Origin of the sequence: Ruoffia sp. FAM 24228 (assembly GCF_045528575.1) — a bacterium.
In the GTDB taxonomy this organism is placed as follows: domain Bacteria; phylum Bacillota; class Bacilli; order Lactobacillales; family Aerococcaceae; genus Ruoffia; species Ruoffia halotolerans.
The window spans coordinates 1-18,654 of sequence record NZ_JBGQQZ010000015.1; the positions used below are offsets into that span (position 1 = coordinate 1).

Consider the following 18,654-nt stretch of genomic DNA (forward strand, 5'->3'; position numbering starts at 1 on the left):
TCACCAGTTCATCCGTGGTAAGATGGGTGTAGGTCATTTGTGGTCACTCCTTTGTATTCTTTGGTCGGAATTACAAGTTGAGTGTACCACAAATGGCTGTTTTAGTTGTCTAGCTTAATTTTACAATTGGCGTAGATTTACTTCCAAAAACGTTGTAAACCTTTCCAACTAATGCTGACCTTCTTATTTTTCTAGAGTTTTATTAATGATAGCGCTAATGATTTGTCGTGCTTCTTCGCCTTCTGGCGTCGGGTACACGGGATAGATATGATTCATCTTCTCAGCAATATATAAATCGTGTTCAATATTATCTTCTTTTAAACGGTTCGCAAATTGAAGGATATCTGGATAAAAAACTTCATGCGTCCCAACAAATAACGTAATACGTGCTAAATCACGACCACTAATAAGCATTGGACTCACGAGTGGATCATCGATACGCCCCTCTTTTCCTACCCAATATTCACTTGCTAAATTCAAGCCAATTTGACTGATCATCGGATCCAATGGCTCTAAATCTGGAATTTCTGGATTCTCGTTGGCAATATCTAGCCACGGTGATAAGGCGATGATTTCATCCGGTTGCTGGATACCTTCTTCCCTTAATGCATCTGCCAGACCTAAAGCCATACCTCCGCCAGAAGAATCCCCCATCAAGATAATTGGATTGTCATTCACATTCTCTTTAAGCATTTGCTTGTATAATGTTAAGACATATGGAACAGACTCTTTATAAGAGTATTTCGGTGTTTTTAAATATTGTGGGAATATTACTTGAGCATTCGTCTTCTTCACTACTGAACGTAAGAAGAAGTAGTGAGTTGGATAAGGCGGAAAGGCATAGCCACCACCATGTAAGTAAAATATTATGGGTTGCTTTTCCTTTTTCTTATTCCATGAAAAAACTTGCATGGGCCCATGATAGCTTTCTTCTACTTTATGCCCTACCATGATATCTGGTTTAATTTGTGGTTTGGTATTCCATTTGATGAAATCATCAATGCGGTTTTGATGTTCGAATAGCTTTCGCTGCTCTTCTTTCATTCCGTAAACAAATAGACCTCGTTCAATTAGCCAACTTGATAGGGATTGATTTTTATACTTAGGAAACAGTTTAGTTGCTAATAGAATTCCTCCCGCAACAGTGAGTCCTGCCATCGATATTTTTTTTAGTGTTGAATTTTTCTCCTGCAACCATGCTCCTCCTTTGAATTTTGTTCTTGTCTTATTATTGTATCAAAATGTTTGTTTATTGATAAATCTTATGATTATGTTTACTAATTTGACTATTTATGAGAAAATAATTAGACTATATCTAATTTTTTTAATTTAGGAGGACTTTAATGAAAGAAGCATTTAAATTTGCGTTCCCCCATACTATCCCAATTATGGCGGGCTATATCTTTTTAGGGATACCCTTTGGATTATTGGCTGTGAGTCAAGGTTTCTCGCCATTATTTGCTATTTTAATGAGTGTGATTATTTACTCAGGTGCAATTCAATATGCTGCCATTGATGTATTTTTAGCATCTTTTAATCCAATTAATGCAATAATACTTACGTTGATGGTAGGTGCTAGACATATCTTTTACGGTATTGCAATGCTTACAAAGTTTAGTAAATTAGATTCAAAAAAATACTATACCATCTTTGGTTTAACTGATGAGACTTTCTCGGTGCTTGTTTCTATTGATGTTCCTGAAAATCTCAGTCGAGATTGGGTGTATTTCTTCATTACTTTACTCAATCAAATGTATTGGGTTTCTGGAACCGTTATTGGCGTCCTCTTAGGAAGTATGATTACAATTAATCTTGAAGGGATTGATTTTGTTCTAACTGCACTATTTATTACTATCTTTGTTGATCAATGGTTAAATAGTTCTAGTAAAGTTCCTGCCCTTGTTGGAATCTTATCTGGTTTGCTTTGCTTAGTACTATTTGGTGCAAACAATTTTATGATTCCTGCGATGGTATTTATCGTTGGCTTCTTCTTATACCGCTTTAATAAGAATGGGGTGGCTCGTCAATGACACAAACCCAACTTTGGATTACATTTGCTATAATTGCGGGTCTTACGATGCTGACCCGTTTTATAACTTTTATTATTTTTCCGGCCGGTTCTCAACCACCTAAGGCAATTATTTATTTAGGTTCTGTATTACCCACTGCTGCCATGGGCTTGATTATTGTATTCGCGTTGAGAAATACACCTGTCCTCACTTATCCTTATGCTATCCCTGAAGTGATTGCTTCTCTATCTATTGTCATTATTCATTATTGGAAACGAAATACAATCTTAAGTATTTTAGTTGGAACCGTTATTTATATGTTTCTTATACAAAGTATCTTTTAACAAAAATAGACCTGACTTAGTTTTGGCTAAGTCAGGTCTATTACTTTTCTATATTACATTTCTTCAGGTGCTTCAACACCTAAGAGATTTAATGCGTCTTTAATCACAATCGTAACAGCTTTAACTAAAGCCATACGTGATTCTAATTGGTCATCATCGTTTAAGATACGCACATTTGCATAGTATTTATTGAATTGTTGAGCTAATTGGATAACATATTTAGCAACTAAAGAAGGTTCAAAGCGTTCAATGGCATTTTCTACGATACGTGAGTAGTCAGCGATTTTCTTAATAACTTCCCAACTGTATGCATCGTTAAGATTTACAGTTGTGTCTTTTGAAATTTCTTTGTCGTATTTACGAATCATACTCATTGAACGTGCGTAAGTATATTGTACATAAGGACCTGTTTCTCCTTCAAATTGAACAATATCTTTTAAGTTAAAGTCAAAGTTATTCATACGGTCTGTTTTAAGATCGTGGAATACTACCGCTCCAACACCGACTTGATGAGCCACTTCTTCTTTATTCGCTAAATCAGGATTTTTCTCATTGATTTGTTCAGTTGCTAAAGTGATCGCATCATTCAATACTTGTTCTAGTAAGACAATTTTACCTTTACGTGTTGATAGTTTCTTACCGTTTAAAGTAATTAAACCAAATGGTACGTGAGTCATATCTTTATACCATTCATAACCTAATTTGTCTAAAACAGCTTTTAGTTGTTTAAAGTGAACACTTTGTTCATTCCCAACTACATAAACATTTTTAGCAAAGTTATAAGTGTTGTAACGGTAGATGGCTGCTGCTAAGTCACGCGTCACGTAAAGTGTGGCACCATCTGATTTTTTAATTAAGGCAGGTGGTAAGTTTTCTTCTTCAAGGTCAACGATGGTTGCACCTTGGTCAATTTTAGTTATGTTTTTACTTTCTAATTCTTCGATAACAGCTTGCATTTTATCATTATAGAAGGCTTCCCCATTGTATGAGTCGAATTCGATATTTAACATATCATATACTTTTTGGAATTCTTTTAATGATTCGTCTTTGAACCAAGTCCAAAGTTCGATCATTTCTTGATCGCCATCTTCTAATCGTTTGAATACCGCTCTGGCTTCGTCATCTAATTCTGGATTTTCTTCTGCTCTTTCATGGAACTCAACATATAGTTTAACAAGTTCATTGATAGGATCTTTTCTCACTTGTTCTTCATCGCCCCATTTTTCGTAAGCAACGATTAATTTACCAAATTGAGTACCCCAGTCACCTAAGTGGTTAATACGAATTGGGTTGTAACCCGTTTTCTCAGCTAAGTTAGCGATTGAATTACCGATAACTGTTGATCTTAAGTGTCCCATAGACATTGGTTTAGCAATATTAGGTGATGACATATCAATCGTCATTGCTTCGCCGTGACCAATATTTAAATCTCCATAGTCTTCGCCTTCATTTAGAACTTGTGTAACCAGTTCGTTAGCGACATTTTCACGTTTAAGAAAGACATTAATATAAGGACCTACAGCTTCAACGCTCTCGAAGTTATCCATACTTATTTGCTCAGCGATATCACTCGCAATTTGTTGAGGCGCTTTACGGAATACTCTAGCTAATGCGAAAGCAGGGAAAGCTAAATCCCCATGTTCGGTATTATTTGGTACTTCAATTAATTTGGTAATTTCTTCTTTGCTTAAATGCTCACCAACAATTGGTGTTAAAGCATCTACATATATTTGTTTGATATCCATTGTTTATATTCCTCCTATAATAAAACTCAAAATAAAACACCTCAAGAAAGACATAATTAAATGTCTCTCTAGAGGCGTTAACTTATACGCGGTACCACTCTAGTTCCATGAATCACTAACATTCATGCTCTTGTATTGATAACGAAGTTTCCTCCGAACTAGAGTATCTAGTTGTACGATGAAAGTGCGCTTCGATAGGTATCTCTGACTGGCTCTCAACATCCCAGCTTGCTGTATAGAGATAAGTTATCTACTCTCTTTCAAGGGTTAACTGTCTCCTAAACCGCAATTATTCTACCAAAATATATGATGTTCGTCTACACTTTAATGCTTATTTGTTGATTTATTACGAGTAAAGACTAAATATGCCCCACTTAGTAATACTAAAACGCCTAAGAATAAAATTCCTTTTGTTGACGTTTCACCGGTATTTGGTAAGTCATCATCATTCTCTTCTACACTTGATTCGACTGTCACTTCCACAGATTCTTCTTGTGAGATAGACGCTTGTTCTGCATTATACACAATACCGAATGTACCTAATTGTTGAGTTCTAAAGGTAATTCTTTGGTTATGTAATGCAAATGTTAAGTTTGAATTGTTGCTATCGTTTACACGAACCACTCGTAATTGCGAATTAACAGGACGTGTTGGAATCTTAATCTCGGCAATTCGAGTTAATTGAACTGCTTCGTTATTCTCATCCAATAAAGTAATTGTGTAAATATCCGCATCTGCATTTTCTAAAGTTGCTGCACTATCTAAAGTATCCACGTGAATGGTTGAAACTTTCATTGCGTCTTGTGGGTTTACCCAAACTTCTATACCTGTTTCAGCATCAATAAATTGTCTTGTCGCTTGTGAAGCTTCTTCATCAATACTTGCTTGCTCAGCAGGTGTTAAGCTTTGCGACTCATCAACAATCACACTTGATGATTGTGACTGACTAGAAGACTCGCTATTTGATTCTTGTGAGCTTGTTGATTCAGAGCTTGATTCTTGTGAGCTTGACTCCTCAGAACTTGAAGATTCTTGAGCAGTGGCTCTTGGGCTAACGGTAATTGTTTCATTCGCTACAATCCCAAATTCACCCGTTAATTCTTCGATTTCAAAACCTTCGGGTACATTGATAATTTCATATGGGTATGAACCAACTTCTAAGTTATCTACTGTCACTTCTCCATTATTATCTGTTGTATACGTTTCGTGATCGATTCTAATCTCAACGCCTGCGACAGGTTGATTATTATTATCTCTAATTTGAATTGTGACTGAACCAGTCTCTGTTAATTTTTCGATCCTTATCTCTGCTTCAAAAGCCGATCCTTCTTCAATTTCAGTCGCTTGTTCTTCTGAATTATTATAGTAACCATCGGGCGTACTTGTTACAGAATAATTATAACGACCAGGCTCTAGACTTTCGAAATGAGCGATACCTTCAGCGTTCGTTGTTCCAGTTAAGCCACCAAAAGCAAGACTAGCACCTTCAACAGCATCCCCGTTTTGATCGACTACTTTAATATCAGCCGTTGATAATTCAATTTCTCTTTCAACGCTAATCGCTGCAGTTGTTATTTCTGATTCATTGACTGTCACTTCTCCACTTGCATTACCAATATATCCTTCTGGTAATTCTGTGATTGAATAAGTGTACGTATTGGGTTCAATATCCGAAATCGTTGCCGTTCCTTCTGTATTCGTTGTAATCGTTGTGTCATTGATTGAAATAACCACTCCTTCTACTGGAGAATTATCTTGATCAGTTACATTAAAGATGACTGTTCCCGGTTGGACATTATGTTGAACTTGTAGAGTTCGAGCTTCTGTTGCTCCTTCAGCGATATAAACACTTTGAGAAGCGATATTATGTTCATAATTTTCTGGTAATTCATTAATAATATATTCGTACGTACCTTCTACCAGTTCATCAAATACAACTTGACCCTCGGCATTGGTTGTTTCTGTTTGATCTTCATTTAACTGTACTTGGGCACCAGACACAGCTTGGTCACTTTGATCCATGACTGTAATCGTTAATTGTCCGGGTGCAAGTTCTCTTTCTACAGTAACAGTCTCTTCGATATTATTATCCGCTTCAATTATCACTGTCCCAGATACTTGACCAGTATAATTTTCTGGTAAGCTTGCTAAAGTATAGTTGTATGTTTGGTCTGCATTTAATCCTTCGATAATCACTTGTCCGTTTGAATTTGATGGATAAGTATTATTATTCAGTGTGATTTTAGCGCCATCAACTGGTTCGTTATTTTGATCCACGACACTAAATGTCACTTTCCCAAATTGCTCAACTTCACTTAGATTAATTTCTTGTGTTGCTTCTTCATTGGCAACAATTGCTAGTTGACCTTCCGCCGGTGTTTCATATTGTTCTGGTAAATTTGTCACCGTATAGTTATAAGTACCCGGTCCAATGTCAGTAAGTTCAGCTACACCACTTGGGTTTGTTGTGGCAGTTTCATTCCCTAATTGAATTTCAACATTTTCAACGGGTTGGCTAGCTTCATCAGCCACTGTAAATACAGCACTACCAACCTGTTCTGCTTGCGCAATGACCAGTGTATCTTCAACTTGTTGGTCTGGATTAATTGTAATCGTTCTTACTTCAGCTTCTCCATCTAAGACATAACCTTCTGGTAAAGCCGTAACAGAGTATTCGTAAGAGTGATTTGCTTCTAAATCTTCAAATACGACTTGCCCGCTACCATCTGTGACTGCAGTTTGCTCACCTAATGTAAGTTCTGCACCAATAATTGGTTGCTGTACATCATCAACAACATTAACTAATAATGAACCATAAGCTACTGATGTTGGTAAGGCAATTGCTTCTTCAGTAGGTGCAGATTCAACTACGTTTACACTTCCTGTTACAGGTATTTCAAATCCTTCTGGAGCTGAAATTACATCATATGAGTAACCGCCAACTGGTAAGGCTTCAGTTTCCACTCGGCCTGTTTCAGTTGTAGTATAAACACTGTCAGCGATTTGAATTTCCACTCCATTAATGGGTCCAAAAGCTTCATTTGTTACCACAAATTCAATGTTATTTGTATTGACATCTGCTGATAAAGTAATCGTTGCTTCAGTGGGAGTGGTTGGATCAACAACAACTGTTCCTGTCGTTTGTTCTAGGCTATATCCTTCAGGAACACTATTAATTGTATAAGTTGCTTCTCCTACGGGTACTTCTGAGAATACCGCTTGACCGTTAACATCTGTATAAATTTCACGTTCATTCAATGTCATCGAAACATTAGAAACTGGCACTGATTCTTCATCCAGAACAGTTAAAGTTACTGTGTTTGCTTCTGGAGTTTCTGGAATGCGTTCAACAGATATTTTAACGTTCGTCATTTCTTGACTCACTACCGTAATTGGTTCAGCTGGCATCGTGATACCTTCAATAGAATAATCTTCGGGTACAGAAAGTACTTCTACTTGGACCTCTCCAGCTGGAACATTGTCAACTTGAAGGAGACCTTGCGCATTTGTTGTAAACTCTTCACCATTTACACTAAGCACAGTGTTCGCTACTAATGAGCCATCACTACCAATAACTTGTACCATTAATATACCCGTTTCTTCAGGTACTTCTTCACCTGGTGTGTCCGGTTCATCTGGATTCTCTGGAAGTGTTGCAATCGATTGCTGATCCGCTATCGTGACAACTAATTCCGCCTCATATTGGTTAGTTGCTTCATTTAATAAGTTATCTCCTAATTCTATCTCGAATGGTACATCTAATACTACAGTACCATCACCCCATGGTATTAGATCACCAGTTTGGCTTAATTCTTTTAGAACATCTTGATCAGTTGTTGTTGGATGGGTTTGTTCTACGCGTGCTGGAATTAATTCTTGTCCGTCACGTTGAAAATTACCGGCATCATACAATCTGAATTTATAATTACCTGGTGTTAACATCAATGGTTCAGTATTTGGTTCATTAGAACGATAACTATAAACGAGTGTCCCTTCACCTGTATCTGGATCAGTTTGAATTATGTCATAACTGATTTGAGTTTGTTCCGTCGGCTCACCGCCATACATTGCTAAGTACACTTGAGCATCTACAGTGACTGATGTGACCGCATTCTCCTGTGCATTGACGGGTTGTAAGCCTACGAACAGACCCACAAAAGAAGACATAATCATAAATAAAGCTGTTATATACTTCATCTTCTTCATCTTTCTTACCTCCTAAATAAATTTGTAATAACTATATATTAAGTTTACCATAAAGCACTTTTATATAGGTTAAAGTACAAAAAATATCATAATTTAAAGGCAATCTTTCTCAGTTAATTCATTAATTATTCATAAATAATCATGCCGGTTAAAAAAAGAACCGCATCTACTCAAAAAGTAAATGCGGTTCGACTATATTATACTTAACTTGTAATTGTTTGTGCGATATCAAACGCTTGTAACATGTCTGGCGAAGCATCATCAACACTAACGGTATCAACAAGCGCACCTTGAACTACAACACGGTCTATTAAGCCCGTATCACAAGTAATTAATGTTACACGGCCTTCTTCAGTAGGATAAGTAACTTCTACTGCAGTTGCTGGAACAGTATCTATATAATCTACTTGATAAACATAAATATTCTCTAAGTCAGTTAAGTAAATTGTTTGACCAATTTCAGCACGCATTAAAGGTTCAAATAACAATCCATCATTAATTGAGTGGTGACTTGCTAATGAATAGTTGGATACTCCCATCTCTTGATCAGGATAGAGCGTCCCTGCACCATAGAACATACCTTCATTTGATACACCTTTATAAATTGGTAAGTTCATTCCTAATTCAGGCATTGCGATTCCACCAATCGTAGGTAAATCACTTGGATTCACACCACTTGCTAAAACTTCTCGAGCATTTAAGGTATTAATATCTCCCCAATCATATGTTACGTCTACACTTTGGTTTGTCTCAATTTGTTCACGTGTTAAATTACCAACCGCGTTTTGAGTACTTCCTTGTTCAATTATGTAGTTTTTAATTGGATCTAAGGCTAGCAATCCAACTGCTACTAAAATTAAAAGGATACCAAAGAACATCCGTAACCCACCGCCACGCTTACGCTCTTTCTTTCTACTTCTTCTCGCTTCACGTCTTGTCTTGGGCTCTCTATTACTACTCATCTACTTACCTCCAAAAATTATATATTTTTTTAAAATCACATATCATATATCATATATCGAATTTATAATAGCACTTATTTGAATGATATTGTAGAAAAAAGCGCTAATTTAATAAAAAAGCAAACATTATTAGAAAAAAATTCATAACCATTGTTGTTTTAGTTTGATATTTTTTTGTAATCTTTTATAATAGTGATAATAATTGTTCATAAGGGAGTAACTAGGGGAATTGTCCTCGTCAGTATCAACATCGATAAGTAGTAATTAAGCTACTGGTACTGTACTTAAATAGTGAGACTTATGCCACCTGTATCGCATCCGCTTTATAGTTGGTATAAGTCTCTTTTTCAAGTAAACTAACTTATAACAAAAGAAATAGGAGGAATATTGTTAATGAAAGATTTTGTTGCCTATCGTGAATCGACAGATTCAATTGTCTCTAAACTTGACAGTAACGTTTCACAAGGTTTGAGCTCTTCTGAGGCACAAGCGCGTATTGAAAAATACGGTGCGAACGAAATTCAAGCAGAAGAAAATCGAACACTTCTACAAAAATTCTTAGATCAGTTTAAAGACTTTATGATCATAGTATTATTAGTAGCAGCTGTCGTTGCAGGTTTTGTTGGGATTGCTGAAGGTGAAGGTATTGCCGACTCAATCATTATTTTAATCGTTGTTATTTTAAATGCAATTATGGGAGTTTTCCAAGAACAGCAAGCAGAAAATGCTATTGAATCCCTAAGAAGCATGGCTTCTCCTGAAGCTCATGTACGCCGTGACGGTTCAATGAACTCAGTTAAAAGTACTGAATTAGTACCTGGGGACATTATTACATTAGAAGCTGGGGACGTTGTTCCTGCCGATGTACGTTTAATTGAAGCAAACTCATTACAAATTGAAGAAGCTTCATTAACTGGTGAGTCAGTTCCAGTTGTTAAAAGTACTGACACAATCGATGAAGAAAACGTCGGTATCGGTGACCGTGAAAACATGGCCTTCTCAAGTACAAACGTAACTTATGGTCGTGGTTTAGGTATCGTTACTGGTACTGGTATGGATACTGAGGTTGGTCATATTGCTAACATGTTAGCAAACACTGAAGGCCAATTAACACCATTACAACGTGACCAAGAGCAATTAGGTAAAAACTTAACAATCGCAATCATTGTTATTGCAGTATTAACATTCATCGTCGGAATTACATTCCAAGACTTTGAAATTACTCATATGTTATTAGTTTCTATCTCATTAGCAGTTGCTGCTATTCCAGAAGGTTTACCTGCGATTTCAACAATTATCCTTTCGCAAGGTACAAAATCAATGGCAAATCGTAATGCGTTAGTTCGTACATTACCTGCTGTTGAAACTTTAGGTAGTACAGAAGTTATTGCATCGGATAAAACTGGTACATTAACAGTTAATAAAATGACGATTGAAAAAGTATTCTATGATGGCGAGCTTCATAATGCATCAGAAGAGATTGCTCATACTAATCCTTTATTACGTTCAATTACATTCGCTAACGATACTGAAATCGATGGTAAAGGTGAACTAATTGGTGACCCTACTGAAACGGCTATGATCAAATATGCGATTGAGCAAGGCTTCGATGTTAAAAATGCAGTAAGCTCTGAACCTCGTGTAAACGAAGTACCGTTCGATTCAGACCGTAAATTAATGTCAACAATCCACAAAATGGAAGACGGTCGTTATTTTATAGCTGTTAAAGGTGCTCCAGATCAATTAATCCAACGTGCAACTAAAATTGATAACAATGGTCAAGTTACAGATATTACTCAAGAAAATATTGATCATATACTTAAAGAGAACGAAAACATGGCTCGTGAAGCACTACGTGTATTAGCTGGTGCTTATAAGATTGTCGACACAGTTCCAGATACAATGAGTACTGAAACTGTTGAGCAAGATTTAATCTTTGCTGGACTTATTGGTATGATTGATCCTGAGCGTACTGAAGCTGGTGCAGCTATCCGCCGTGCTCGTGAAGCAGGAATCCGTACAGTTATGATTACTGGTGACCACGCCATTACAGCACAAGCAATCGCTGAACGTTTATCAATCTTAGATCCTAACGAACCTAACAACGAAGAGCATGTTCGTACTGGTGCTGAATTAGATAATATGACTGATGACGAATTAGCGAAAGATGTAACTAACTTCTCTGTATATGCTCGTGTATCACCTGAACATAAAGTTCGTATTATTAAAGCATGGCAAGCAAATGAACGTACTATCTCAATGACAGGTGACGGGGTTAATGATGCACCATCTCTTAAACAAGCAAACATTGGTGTTGGTATGGGTATCACTGGTACTGAAGTTGCTAAAGGTGCTTCAGACATGGTTCTTGCTGATGATAACTTCGAAACAATCGTTGTGGCTGTTGAAGAAGGACGTAAAGTATTCTCTAACATCCAAAAAGCTGTTCAATTCTTACTTTCAGCTAACTTAGGTGAGGTTTTAACTTTATTCGTTGCAACTTTATTCGGATGGACAATCTTAGAACCAGTTCATATCTTATGGATTAACTTAGTAACTGACGTGTTCCCTGCTATTGCTTTAGGTATGGAGAAAGCTGAACCTCAAGCGATGAAACAAGCACCTCGTACTAAGAAAGATAGTTTCTTATCATTCGGTGTATTACCAAGTATTGCTTACCAAGGTGTACTTGAAGGCTTCCTTACTTTAGCTGTTTACTATATTGGTGAATACGTTCTAAAAGTAGAACATCAAACTGCTGAAACAATGGCATTCATTACACTTGGATTTATCCAACTATTCCACTCATATAACGTTAAATCAATCTTTGGCTCATTATTCAGTGGAAATCCGTTTGATAACAAATACTTAAACGGTGCCTTCATTCTTTCTGGTGCTTTATTACTTGGAGTAATCTTAATTCCTGGAATTAACACATACTTCTCGGTAACTATCCCTGGGCCTACTGAATGGGCAATTTCTATTGCTTTTGCATTCAGTATTGTAATTATCGTCGAGATTGTAAAATGGATCTTCCGTTCTACAGGCTTAGCTGATAAATACCAAAAGAAAATTGCTGAATAATTAGTAAGCAAAAATTAAAAGGCCGTTGAGCGTTGCTCAACGGCCTTTTTTATATGTGTTATAAAGTCTAAAGGAGCCAACTTATAAGATGAATATCTTTAAAGTGGACTCCTTTTATGCTTAATTATAATGCACTTCAACACTTTCGTGTTTACATGTCGATACTTGTTGCAGTTCTTTTAATATTCCCTCAACTTTATCTTCTGGACAAAGTGTTAAAACGGTTGGCCCTGCGCCACTTATGACAGTAGCATAAGCCCCATTCTTCACCGCAATTTCTTTAATCTCAGGAAACTCTGCAATTAATGGTTGGCGATATGGTTCATGAAATTTATCTTGCATCATCAACTCACCCATTGTTTTGTAGTCTTTTTTAACCATTGAAAGTAACATGACATTATTTAGAGCGTTTTGTTCGATGGCTGCCCCTTTTTCGTACGAATCTGGAATCGCTTCGCGGGCCACTTTCGTTGAAATCTCATAAGGAGGTATTGAAAGGATCAAACTAATCTTATCTAAGTTTAATTGATGATAAGCTAAGTAACCGTCTTGATAATATCCTACGAAAGCTCCTCCAGTGATACATGGTCCAACATTATCTGGATGCCCTTCAATCTTAGAGGCGAGTAAAATCTTATCATACGTTGATAATCCTAGTTGACAATAATGATCTGCTAACTCGATTCCAGCCACAATAGCACTCGATGAACTTCCCAATCCATGTGTGAGTGGAATTTCACTCGACATTTCAATAAATAAATCAGGTATCACCTTATTGTATTTCTTAGCAATATCAATGGCTGTACTAGCGACGAAATTCGCTTCTCCATTAGGTAAATCACGTAATTCTTCATCAAGAAATTCAAATTCCCATTTGTCACTCTCAGTTGCTTTAATAGATAAATATTTATTCACTGCCACTCCCATTGTATCGAAGCCGAGCCCAAGATTGGCACTTGTTGCTGGTATCTTTAATGATACATTGTTCACACTATCCACTTCCAATTCTAATCTTTAATTACTACGTATACTGCCTCAACTTGATGACTATTTTCTAATTGTTCTAAAGCATTCGCACTCATATCTTCAGTAAGGATAACTAATTCCTCTTCTTCAGCTACAACTTTATAATTTGCGTCTAATTGAACTTCTGTTTGCCCTTTTGCAAAGCGAATAAAGTATGACGCTGCTTCTCCAGCTATGTCGATATTTGCATCTTCTTCAACAATTAAGTTTCCTACAAAGCCAAACTTAGCAATATTCATCACATCTGAAACTACGGCTGAAGCTGTCTCTAAACTTCCTGCACCTGGTCCGTAGAACATTGTTTCACCAAAAGCATTTCCGTTGACATAAACCGCGTTTGCTGCGTTATTTACTGTTGCAAGTTGATGATTATTTGGTAGTAATACAGGTTCAACACTGATTTGAACTTTGTCACCGTGATATTCACTCTTACCTAATAATTTCATAGTCAGCCCGGCAGCTTGGACGTATTCTAAATCTTGTACGCTCACTTGACTGATCCCTCTAACTGGAATATCTTCAACATTTAAGTTTAGTTTGTAAGCGATACGAGATAGTAAGGCAATCTTACGTCTTGCATCCAAACCTTCCACATCATTGGTTGGATCCTTTTCAGCATAGCCTTTTTCTTGGGCATCTTTTAATGCTTTATCGTAAGACCAAGCGTCTTGTGTCATCTTTGTTAGAATATAATTTGTCGTTCCGTTTAAAATCCCCATCACGCGATTTATCTTATTCGCTTGTAAACCATACGTTAACGCATTAATAATTGGAATTCCACCGGCACAGCTGGCTTCATAACCTAATTGCGCTTTATTTTCATCGCCAATTTTAGCTAATTCTTTTATATGAACTGCCAACATATCTTTATTAGCACTGACAACATGTATCCCATGTGATAAGAATTTTTGGTGAAGACTGAAGGTAAAATCAATCCCACCCATCACTTCAACAACTAATTCTACATCACTATTCAATATATCATCGATATTCTCTGTAACTGTCACATTTTGAAAATCCGCATTATGCTGGTTATTAATCGCTTTAGCAAACACATGTGAAATTTCAATCGGTTCATTGGTGAACTGTTGGATTTCCATTTGATTCTCTTGAATTACCTTTATTACTCCACTTCCAACTGTCCCCATACCTAAGATTGCAATCTTCATATTTAAATTCTCCTTAATTTATATTAGAGATACATTAAAATTTCCCTCATGCATATTTTACAACAGGTGGTATGAATTTGCCAATAAATAATGTATTATTATAATCAGATTAAAAAAAGAGGAGTAATAATACATGAAAGTTGCAAAGTTCGGCGGAAGTTCTTTAAGTTCCGCAACTCAAATTAAAAAAGTAGCAAATATTATTAGAAATGATTCAAACATTCGCTTTGTCGTCGTCAGCGCCCCAGGTAAACGTAATGATTCGGATATTAAAATAACCGACTTACTCATTGCCCTTCATACGAATCATTCGATCGGCATATCGACGACAAGTATCGAAAATCAAATCATAGATAGATACCAACAAATCGCTGAAGATCTTGATATTGATGTAGCGATTGTTAAAGAATTCCAAGCACAATTACATGATTTACTTCAAACGATTACGAATTCAGAACGATTACTCGATGCCTTAAAATCATGTGGTGAAGACTTTAATGCCCAACTAATCAGCCAATACTTTAACAAAATCGGTTTAGAAGCAGAATATAAATCACCAGAAGCTATGGGAATCTTTGTAACCGATGAACCCGGTAATGCCCAACTTCTTAAAGAATCGTATGGCAAAATCGCTGCAAATAAAGACAGTGATAAAGTTCTTGTGATTCCTGGGTTCTTCGGAGTATCAAAAAAAGGTGATATCGTCACTTTCTCACGTGGAGGGTCAGATATTACAGGTGCGATTATTGCTCGTGGGGTCGAAGCAGAGATTTATGAGAACTATACGGATCAATCACATATTTACTCAGCTCATCCTGGTATCGTTGATAATCCACATGCGATTAATGAAATTACTTACCGAGAAATGCGAGAGCTTGCTTACTCTGGTTTTGGTATTTTCCATGATGAAGCTCTAACACCTTTATATGAAGTTCGCATCCCAATTCAAATTAAAAATACTAATGCCCCCGAAATTGTAGGGACTAAAATTGTTGTCGACCGCGGGGAGGTTAATAAATATCCAGTGATTGGAGTGAGTGGAGACGAAGGATTTATCTCTGTCACTATTAAACGCTACTTACTTAACCGAGAAGTTGGTTATACGCGTCGTCTATTACAAATTTTTGAAGACCATGATATAAACGTTGAACATATTCCAACGGGAATTGATGATATCTCAGTGGTTATGCGCGCAAATCAATTTGAACATAATAATAAACTTGAAGAACTGCTTGAAGATATTAAACAACAATTCGAACCAGAATGGATTCATGTTGAGAGAGACTTAGCCGTTATTGCGATTGTTGGTGAAGGAATGCGTGATACGATTGGTATTGCGAACAAAGCAACAGCTGCCTTTACAGATAGTAATATTAGTTTACGTATGATTAACCAAGGTGCTTCTGAGATTAGTATGTTCTTCGCTATTCCAAGTAAAGACCTTAAAAAAGCTCTAAATAATCTATACTTAAACTACTTTGAAAAATAATTAATACAAAAAATGAACCTGAATGATGGCTAGGCTTGCCCAGTCAAAATCAGGTTCATTTTTTACTTACTATTTAAAATATTATATGGATCATAAACAATTTCGATATTTGAATGGGCGATGTCACTCTCTGACAGAATATGACGCACTTCATTTTTAATTTGTTCATGCGTTGGGACTGAATCAGATGTTGTACTAATTGTCATAGACATCATATGCGCTTCCCCGTCTAAAGACCATAGATGGAAGTGCGATAAGCCATTGATATTATCGATGTTTTGAATTTCTTCCCGTAGTTTTTTACTATCAATATTATCTGGCACAGCTTGTAGGAACAGTCTCACCACTTTCATAAATTCTGGAATGGTCTTATAGAGTATAAAGAGCGCAATTCCAATTGATAGTAGCGGGTCTAAAAAGTACCAGTCGGTAAAATGTAACACCACACTCACGATTAATACTCCAACCCATCCTAAGACATCTTCAAGTAAATGAAGCGACAAGATTGATTCATTGTGCGATGAACCTTTACTAATAATCCAAGCAGAAACCCCGTTCGCAGCAATTGCAAAAATCGCCAATAAGAGCATCCCTTGATAATTTACTGGTTCTGGATTCAATAGTTTTTCACCGGAGTGAATGAGCATCACTGCCGACCCTATCATCAGGACAACACTTGTGATCAGAGCCCCTAAAAGCGAGTAACGTTTATACCCATAAGAAAAAGTCGAGTCTGAGCCTTTTAAAGAAATTTTTTGGAAAAGCCAAGCGAGCCCGATAGATAAGGCATCTCCAAAGTCATGCACAGCATCTGCTAATATAGATGCACTATTAAATATGAAGCCAAAGATTGCTTCTAGTAAACTAAAGACAATATTAATACCAAAGACAAGCATCATATTGCGTACCGCTTGACTGCCACTAGTAAAGTCTACATCATGACTATGGTCATGGCTATGATTATGTTCTTGTGAATGATGATGTTCAAGCTCATGATAATCAAGTGACTTTAAGCCTACTTTTTCATAGCTGAGTAATCTTTGTAAGTTCTCATAGCAAGTAATATCTTCAACTTCAATTTCTAGTTCTTCTTCATTCAGATGTATTTGTTCTTTATTTGGTAATTGCTTAATTTGATTAAATAATTTATTAGCGTGATCTTGATTACGAATGCCAACGAGTTGATATTTCATAATAAAAGCCACCTTTCATATGAATTTACTTTCATATGTATAGTATAATGCGTAGACAACAATTATTCAAGTAATATCAGTGTTGTGGATATAAAAATGGGATAATGATCGCGTCATTATCCCATCTTACATCTGTTTCAATTTTTATGCTCTAACTTGCCCATTTCCTTCGACTGTGTATTTATAGCTTGTTAATGCTTCAAGGCCCATTGGTCCTCTCGCGTGTAGTTTTTGGGTACTAATCCCCATCTCGCCACCAAAACCAAAGACTTCGCCGTCTGTAAATCGAGTTGATGCATTGACATAGACAACAGCGGAATCAATATCCTTTAAGAAAGCTTGAGCTGTTGAGTAATCTTCAGTAATCACAGCGTCTGAATGCCCTGTAGAGTATGTTTCAATATGTTGGATGGCTTCATCATAATCCGTTGCAACTTTGACTGCGATAATGCTATCAAGGAACTCTGTAGCATAATCTTCTTCCGTTGCTGCTCCAATTGTTGAAACAATCGCTCTCGCTTTCTCATCTCCACGAACTTCAACTTGATATTCTTTTAAAGCTTCAACAAATTCCGGTAAAGCTGTCTTAGCTATTGCTTCGTCAATCACTAATGATTCCAAGGCATTACATACAGAATTTCTTTGCGTCTTACCATTAATTAAAATGTTGCGTGCTTTTTCAATATCAGCTGTTTCATGAATATAAAGATGACAGTTCCCTACACCCGTTTCAATCACTGGTACAGTCGCTTGTCGCATGACAGCATTGATTAAGCCTGCGCCACCACGAGGTATTAAACAATTTACATAGTCGTTTAATCGCATGAATTGACTCGCTAATTCACGTGAAGGGTTCGTAATAAGTTGAACAGACTCTGTTGAAAGTTTAGTTTCTTCTAAAGCTTCTTGAAGAACGTTGACAATTGCTTGATTACTCTCTAAGGCTTCTTTCCCACCTCTTAAGATAACCGCGTTACCAGCTTTAATACATAAACCAGTCGCATCCACCGTAACGTTTGGACGAGATTCGTAAATGATACCAATAACACCTAATGGAACACGTTTTTGAGAAATTTTTAAACCATCTCGGTTTATCCATTGTTTCTCAGTCACTAAGGTTGGATCGGGTAACGCTGCCATTTGACGAAGGCCATTCGCCATTGCTTCCACTCGTTTTTCTGTCAGTGTCAATCTTTCTAGCAAAGCATCTGTAAGTCCTTTTTCTTTTCCGAGTTCAAGGTCTTTTTGATTTGCAGTAATAATTGCTTCTTGATTCGCAACTACTGCGTCTGCCATTTTTAAAAGAGCTTCATTCTTTTCTGCTTCTGTAACATGGCGCAAGGTTTTTGCTGCTGCTTTTGCATTTTTACCTAATTCAATTAATTTAGCATCCCATTGTTCAGTCATTATTAATTCTCCTTATTCTA

At 36.7% G+C, this 18,654-nt stretch carries 12 protein-coding genes; 4 read left to right on the forward strand and 8 right to left on the reverse strand.

Features of this window, described 5'->3' with window-relative positions; all coding sequences use genetic code 11:
• Window positions 1-183: 183 nt before the first annotated feature.
• Window positions 184-1,194, reverse strand: coding sequence for an alpha/beta hydrolase (locus ACEN33_RS04030; protein WP_407089373.1), 1,011 nt, complete (start codon window positions 1,192-1,194; stop codon window positions 184-186).
• Between the two features lie 149 nt (window positions 1,195-1,343).
• Here ACEN33_RS04030 and ACEN33_RS04035 point away from each other — a divergent pair, with 149 nt between their 5' ends.
• Window positions 1,344-2,030 (forward strand): AzlC family ABC transporter permease, encoded by a 687-nt coding sequence (locus ACEN33_RS04035; RefSeq protein ID WP_407093578.1) that lies wholly within the window; start codon window positions 1,344-1,346, stop codon window positions 2,028-2,030.
• The gene (locus tag ACEN33_RS04040) at window positions 2,027-2,353 is read left to right on the forward strand and encodes a branched-chain amino acid transporter permease (RefSeq protein WP_197104132.1); all 327 of its coding nucleotides are present in this window, start codon (window positions 2,027-2,029) and stop codon (window positions 2,351-2,353) included. Before ACEN33_RS04035 ends, ACEN33_RS04040 begins: the two co-directional genes overlap by 4 nt.
• Before the next feature lie 53 nt (window positions 2,354-2,406).
• Here the strand turns inward: ACEN33_RS04040 and argS are convergent, their stop codons facing one another.
• The 3 genes from argS to ACEN33_RS04055 all read right to left on the reverse strand — a co-directional run bounded on the left by argS (window position 2,407) and on the right by ACEN33_RS04055 (window position 9,266).
• Entirely contained in the window at window positions 2,407-4,098 is a 1,692-nt protein-coding gene (gene argS, locus ACEN33_RS04045; RefSeq protein ID WP_197104133.1) for an arginine--tRNA ligase, read from the reverse strand.
• 324 nt (window positions 4,099-4,422) lie between these two features.
• Complete coding sequence (locus ACEN33_RS04050) at window positions 4,423-8,304, reverse strand: SpaA isopeptide-forming pilin-related protein (protein WP_407094631.1); 3,882 nt, start codon at window positions 8,302-8,304, stop codon at window positions 4,423-4,425.
• Between the two features lie 203 nt (window positions 8,305-8,507).
• Window positions 8,508-9,266 carry a class A sortase gene (locus tag ACEN33_RS04055; RefSeq protein ID WP_138404345.1) on the reverse strand — a complete coding sequence of 253 codons (759 nt, stop codon included), beginning with the start codon at window positions 9,264-9,266 and terminating at the stop codon, window positions 8,508-8,510.
• Between the two features lie 393 nt (window positions 9,267-9,659).
• On the opposite strand from ACEN33_RS04055, the gene ACEN33_RS04060 reads away from it, so the two are divergent.
• Complete coding sequence (locus ACEN33_RS04060) at window positions 9,660-12,350, forward strand: cation-translocating P-type ATPase (protein WP_407093949.1); 2,691 nt, start codon at window positions 9,660-9,662, stop codon at window positions 12,348-12,350.
• Between the two features lie 120 nt (window positions 12,351-12,470).
• Here ACEN33_RS04060 and thrB read toward each other — a convergent pair whose 3' ends face one another.
• Entirely contained in the window at window positions 12,471-13,340 is an 870-nt protein-coding gene (gene thrB, locus ACEN33_RS04065; protein ID WP_407093948.1) for a homoserine kinase, read from the reverse strand.
• Window positions 13,341-13,357: 17 nt separating this feature from the next.
• Window positions 13,358-14,545 (reverse strand): homoserine dehydrogenase, encoded by a 1,188-nt coding sequence (locus ACEN33_RS04070; protein WP_407094632.1) that lies wholly within the window; start codon window positions 14,543-14,545, stop codon window positions 13,358-13,360.
• A 133-nt stretch (window positions 14,546-14,678) separates the two neighbouring features.
• Here ACEN33_RS04070 and ACEN33_RS04075 point away from each other — a divergent pair, with 133 nt between their 5' ends.
• A complete protein-coding gene (locus tag ACEN33_RS04075; RefSeq protein ID WP_407094633.1) occupies window positions 14,679-16,034 on the forward strand; it encodes an aspartate kinase in 1,356 nt (451 codons plus the stop codon).
• Between the two features lie 62 nt (window positions 16,035-16,096).
• Here ACEN33_RS04075 and ACEN33_RS04080 read toward each other — a convergent pair whose 3' ends face one another.
• A complete protein-coding gene (locus ACEN33_RS04080) occupies window positions 16,097-17,227 on the reverse strand; it encodes a cation diffusion facilitator family transporter (protein WP_407094634.1) in 1,131 nt (376 codons plus the stop codon).
• Window positions 17,228-17,371: 144 nt separating this feature from the next.
• Window positions 17,372-18,634, reverse strand: a complete 1,263-nt coding sequence (locus tag ACEN33_RS04085) for a glutamate-5-semialdehyde dehydrogenase (protein WP_407089363.1) — start codon at window positions 18,632-18,634, stop codon at window positions 17,372-17,374.
• Window positions 18,635-18,654 lie beyond the last annotated feature (20 nt).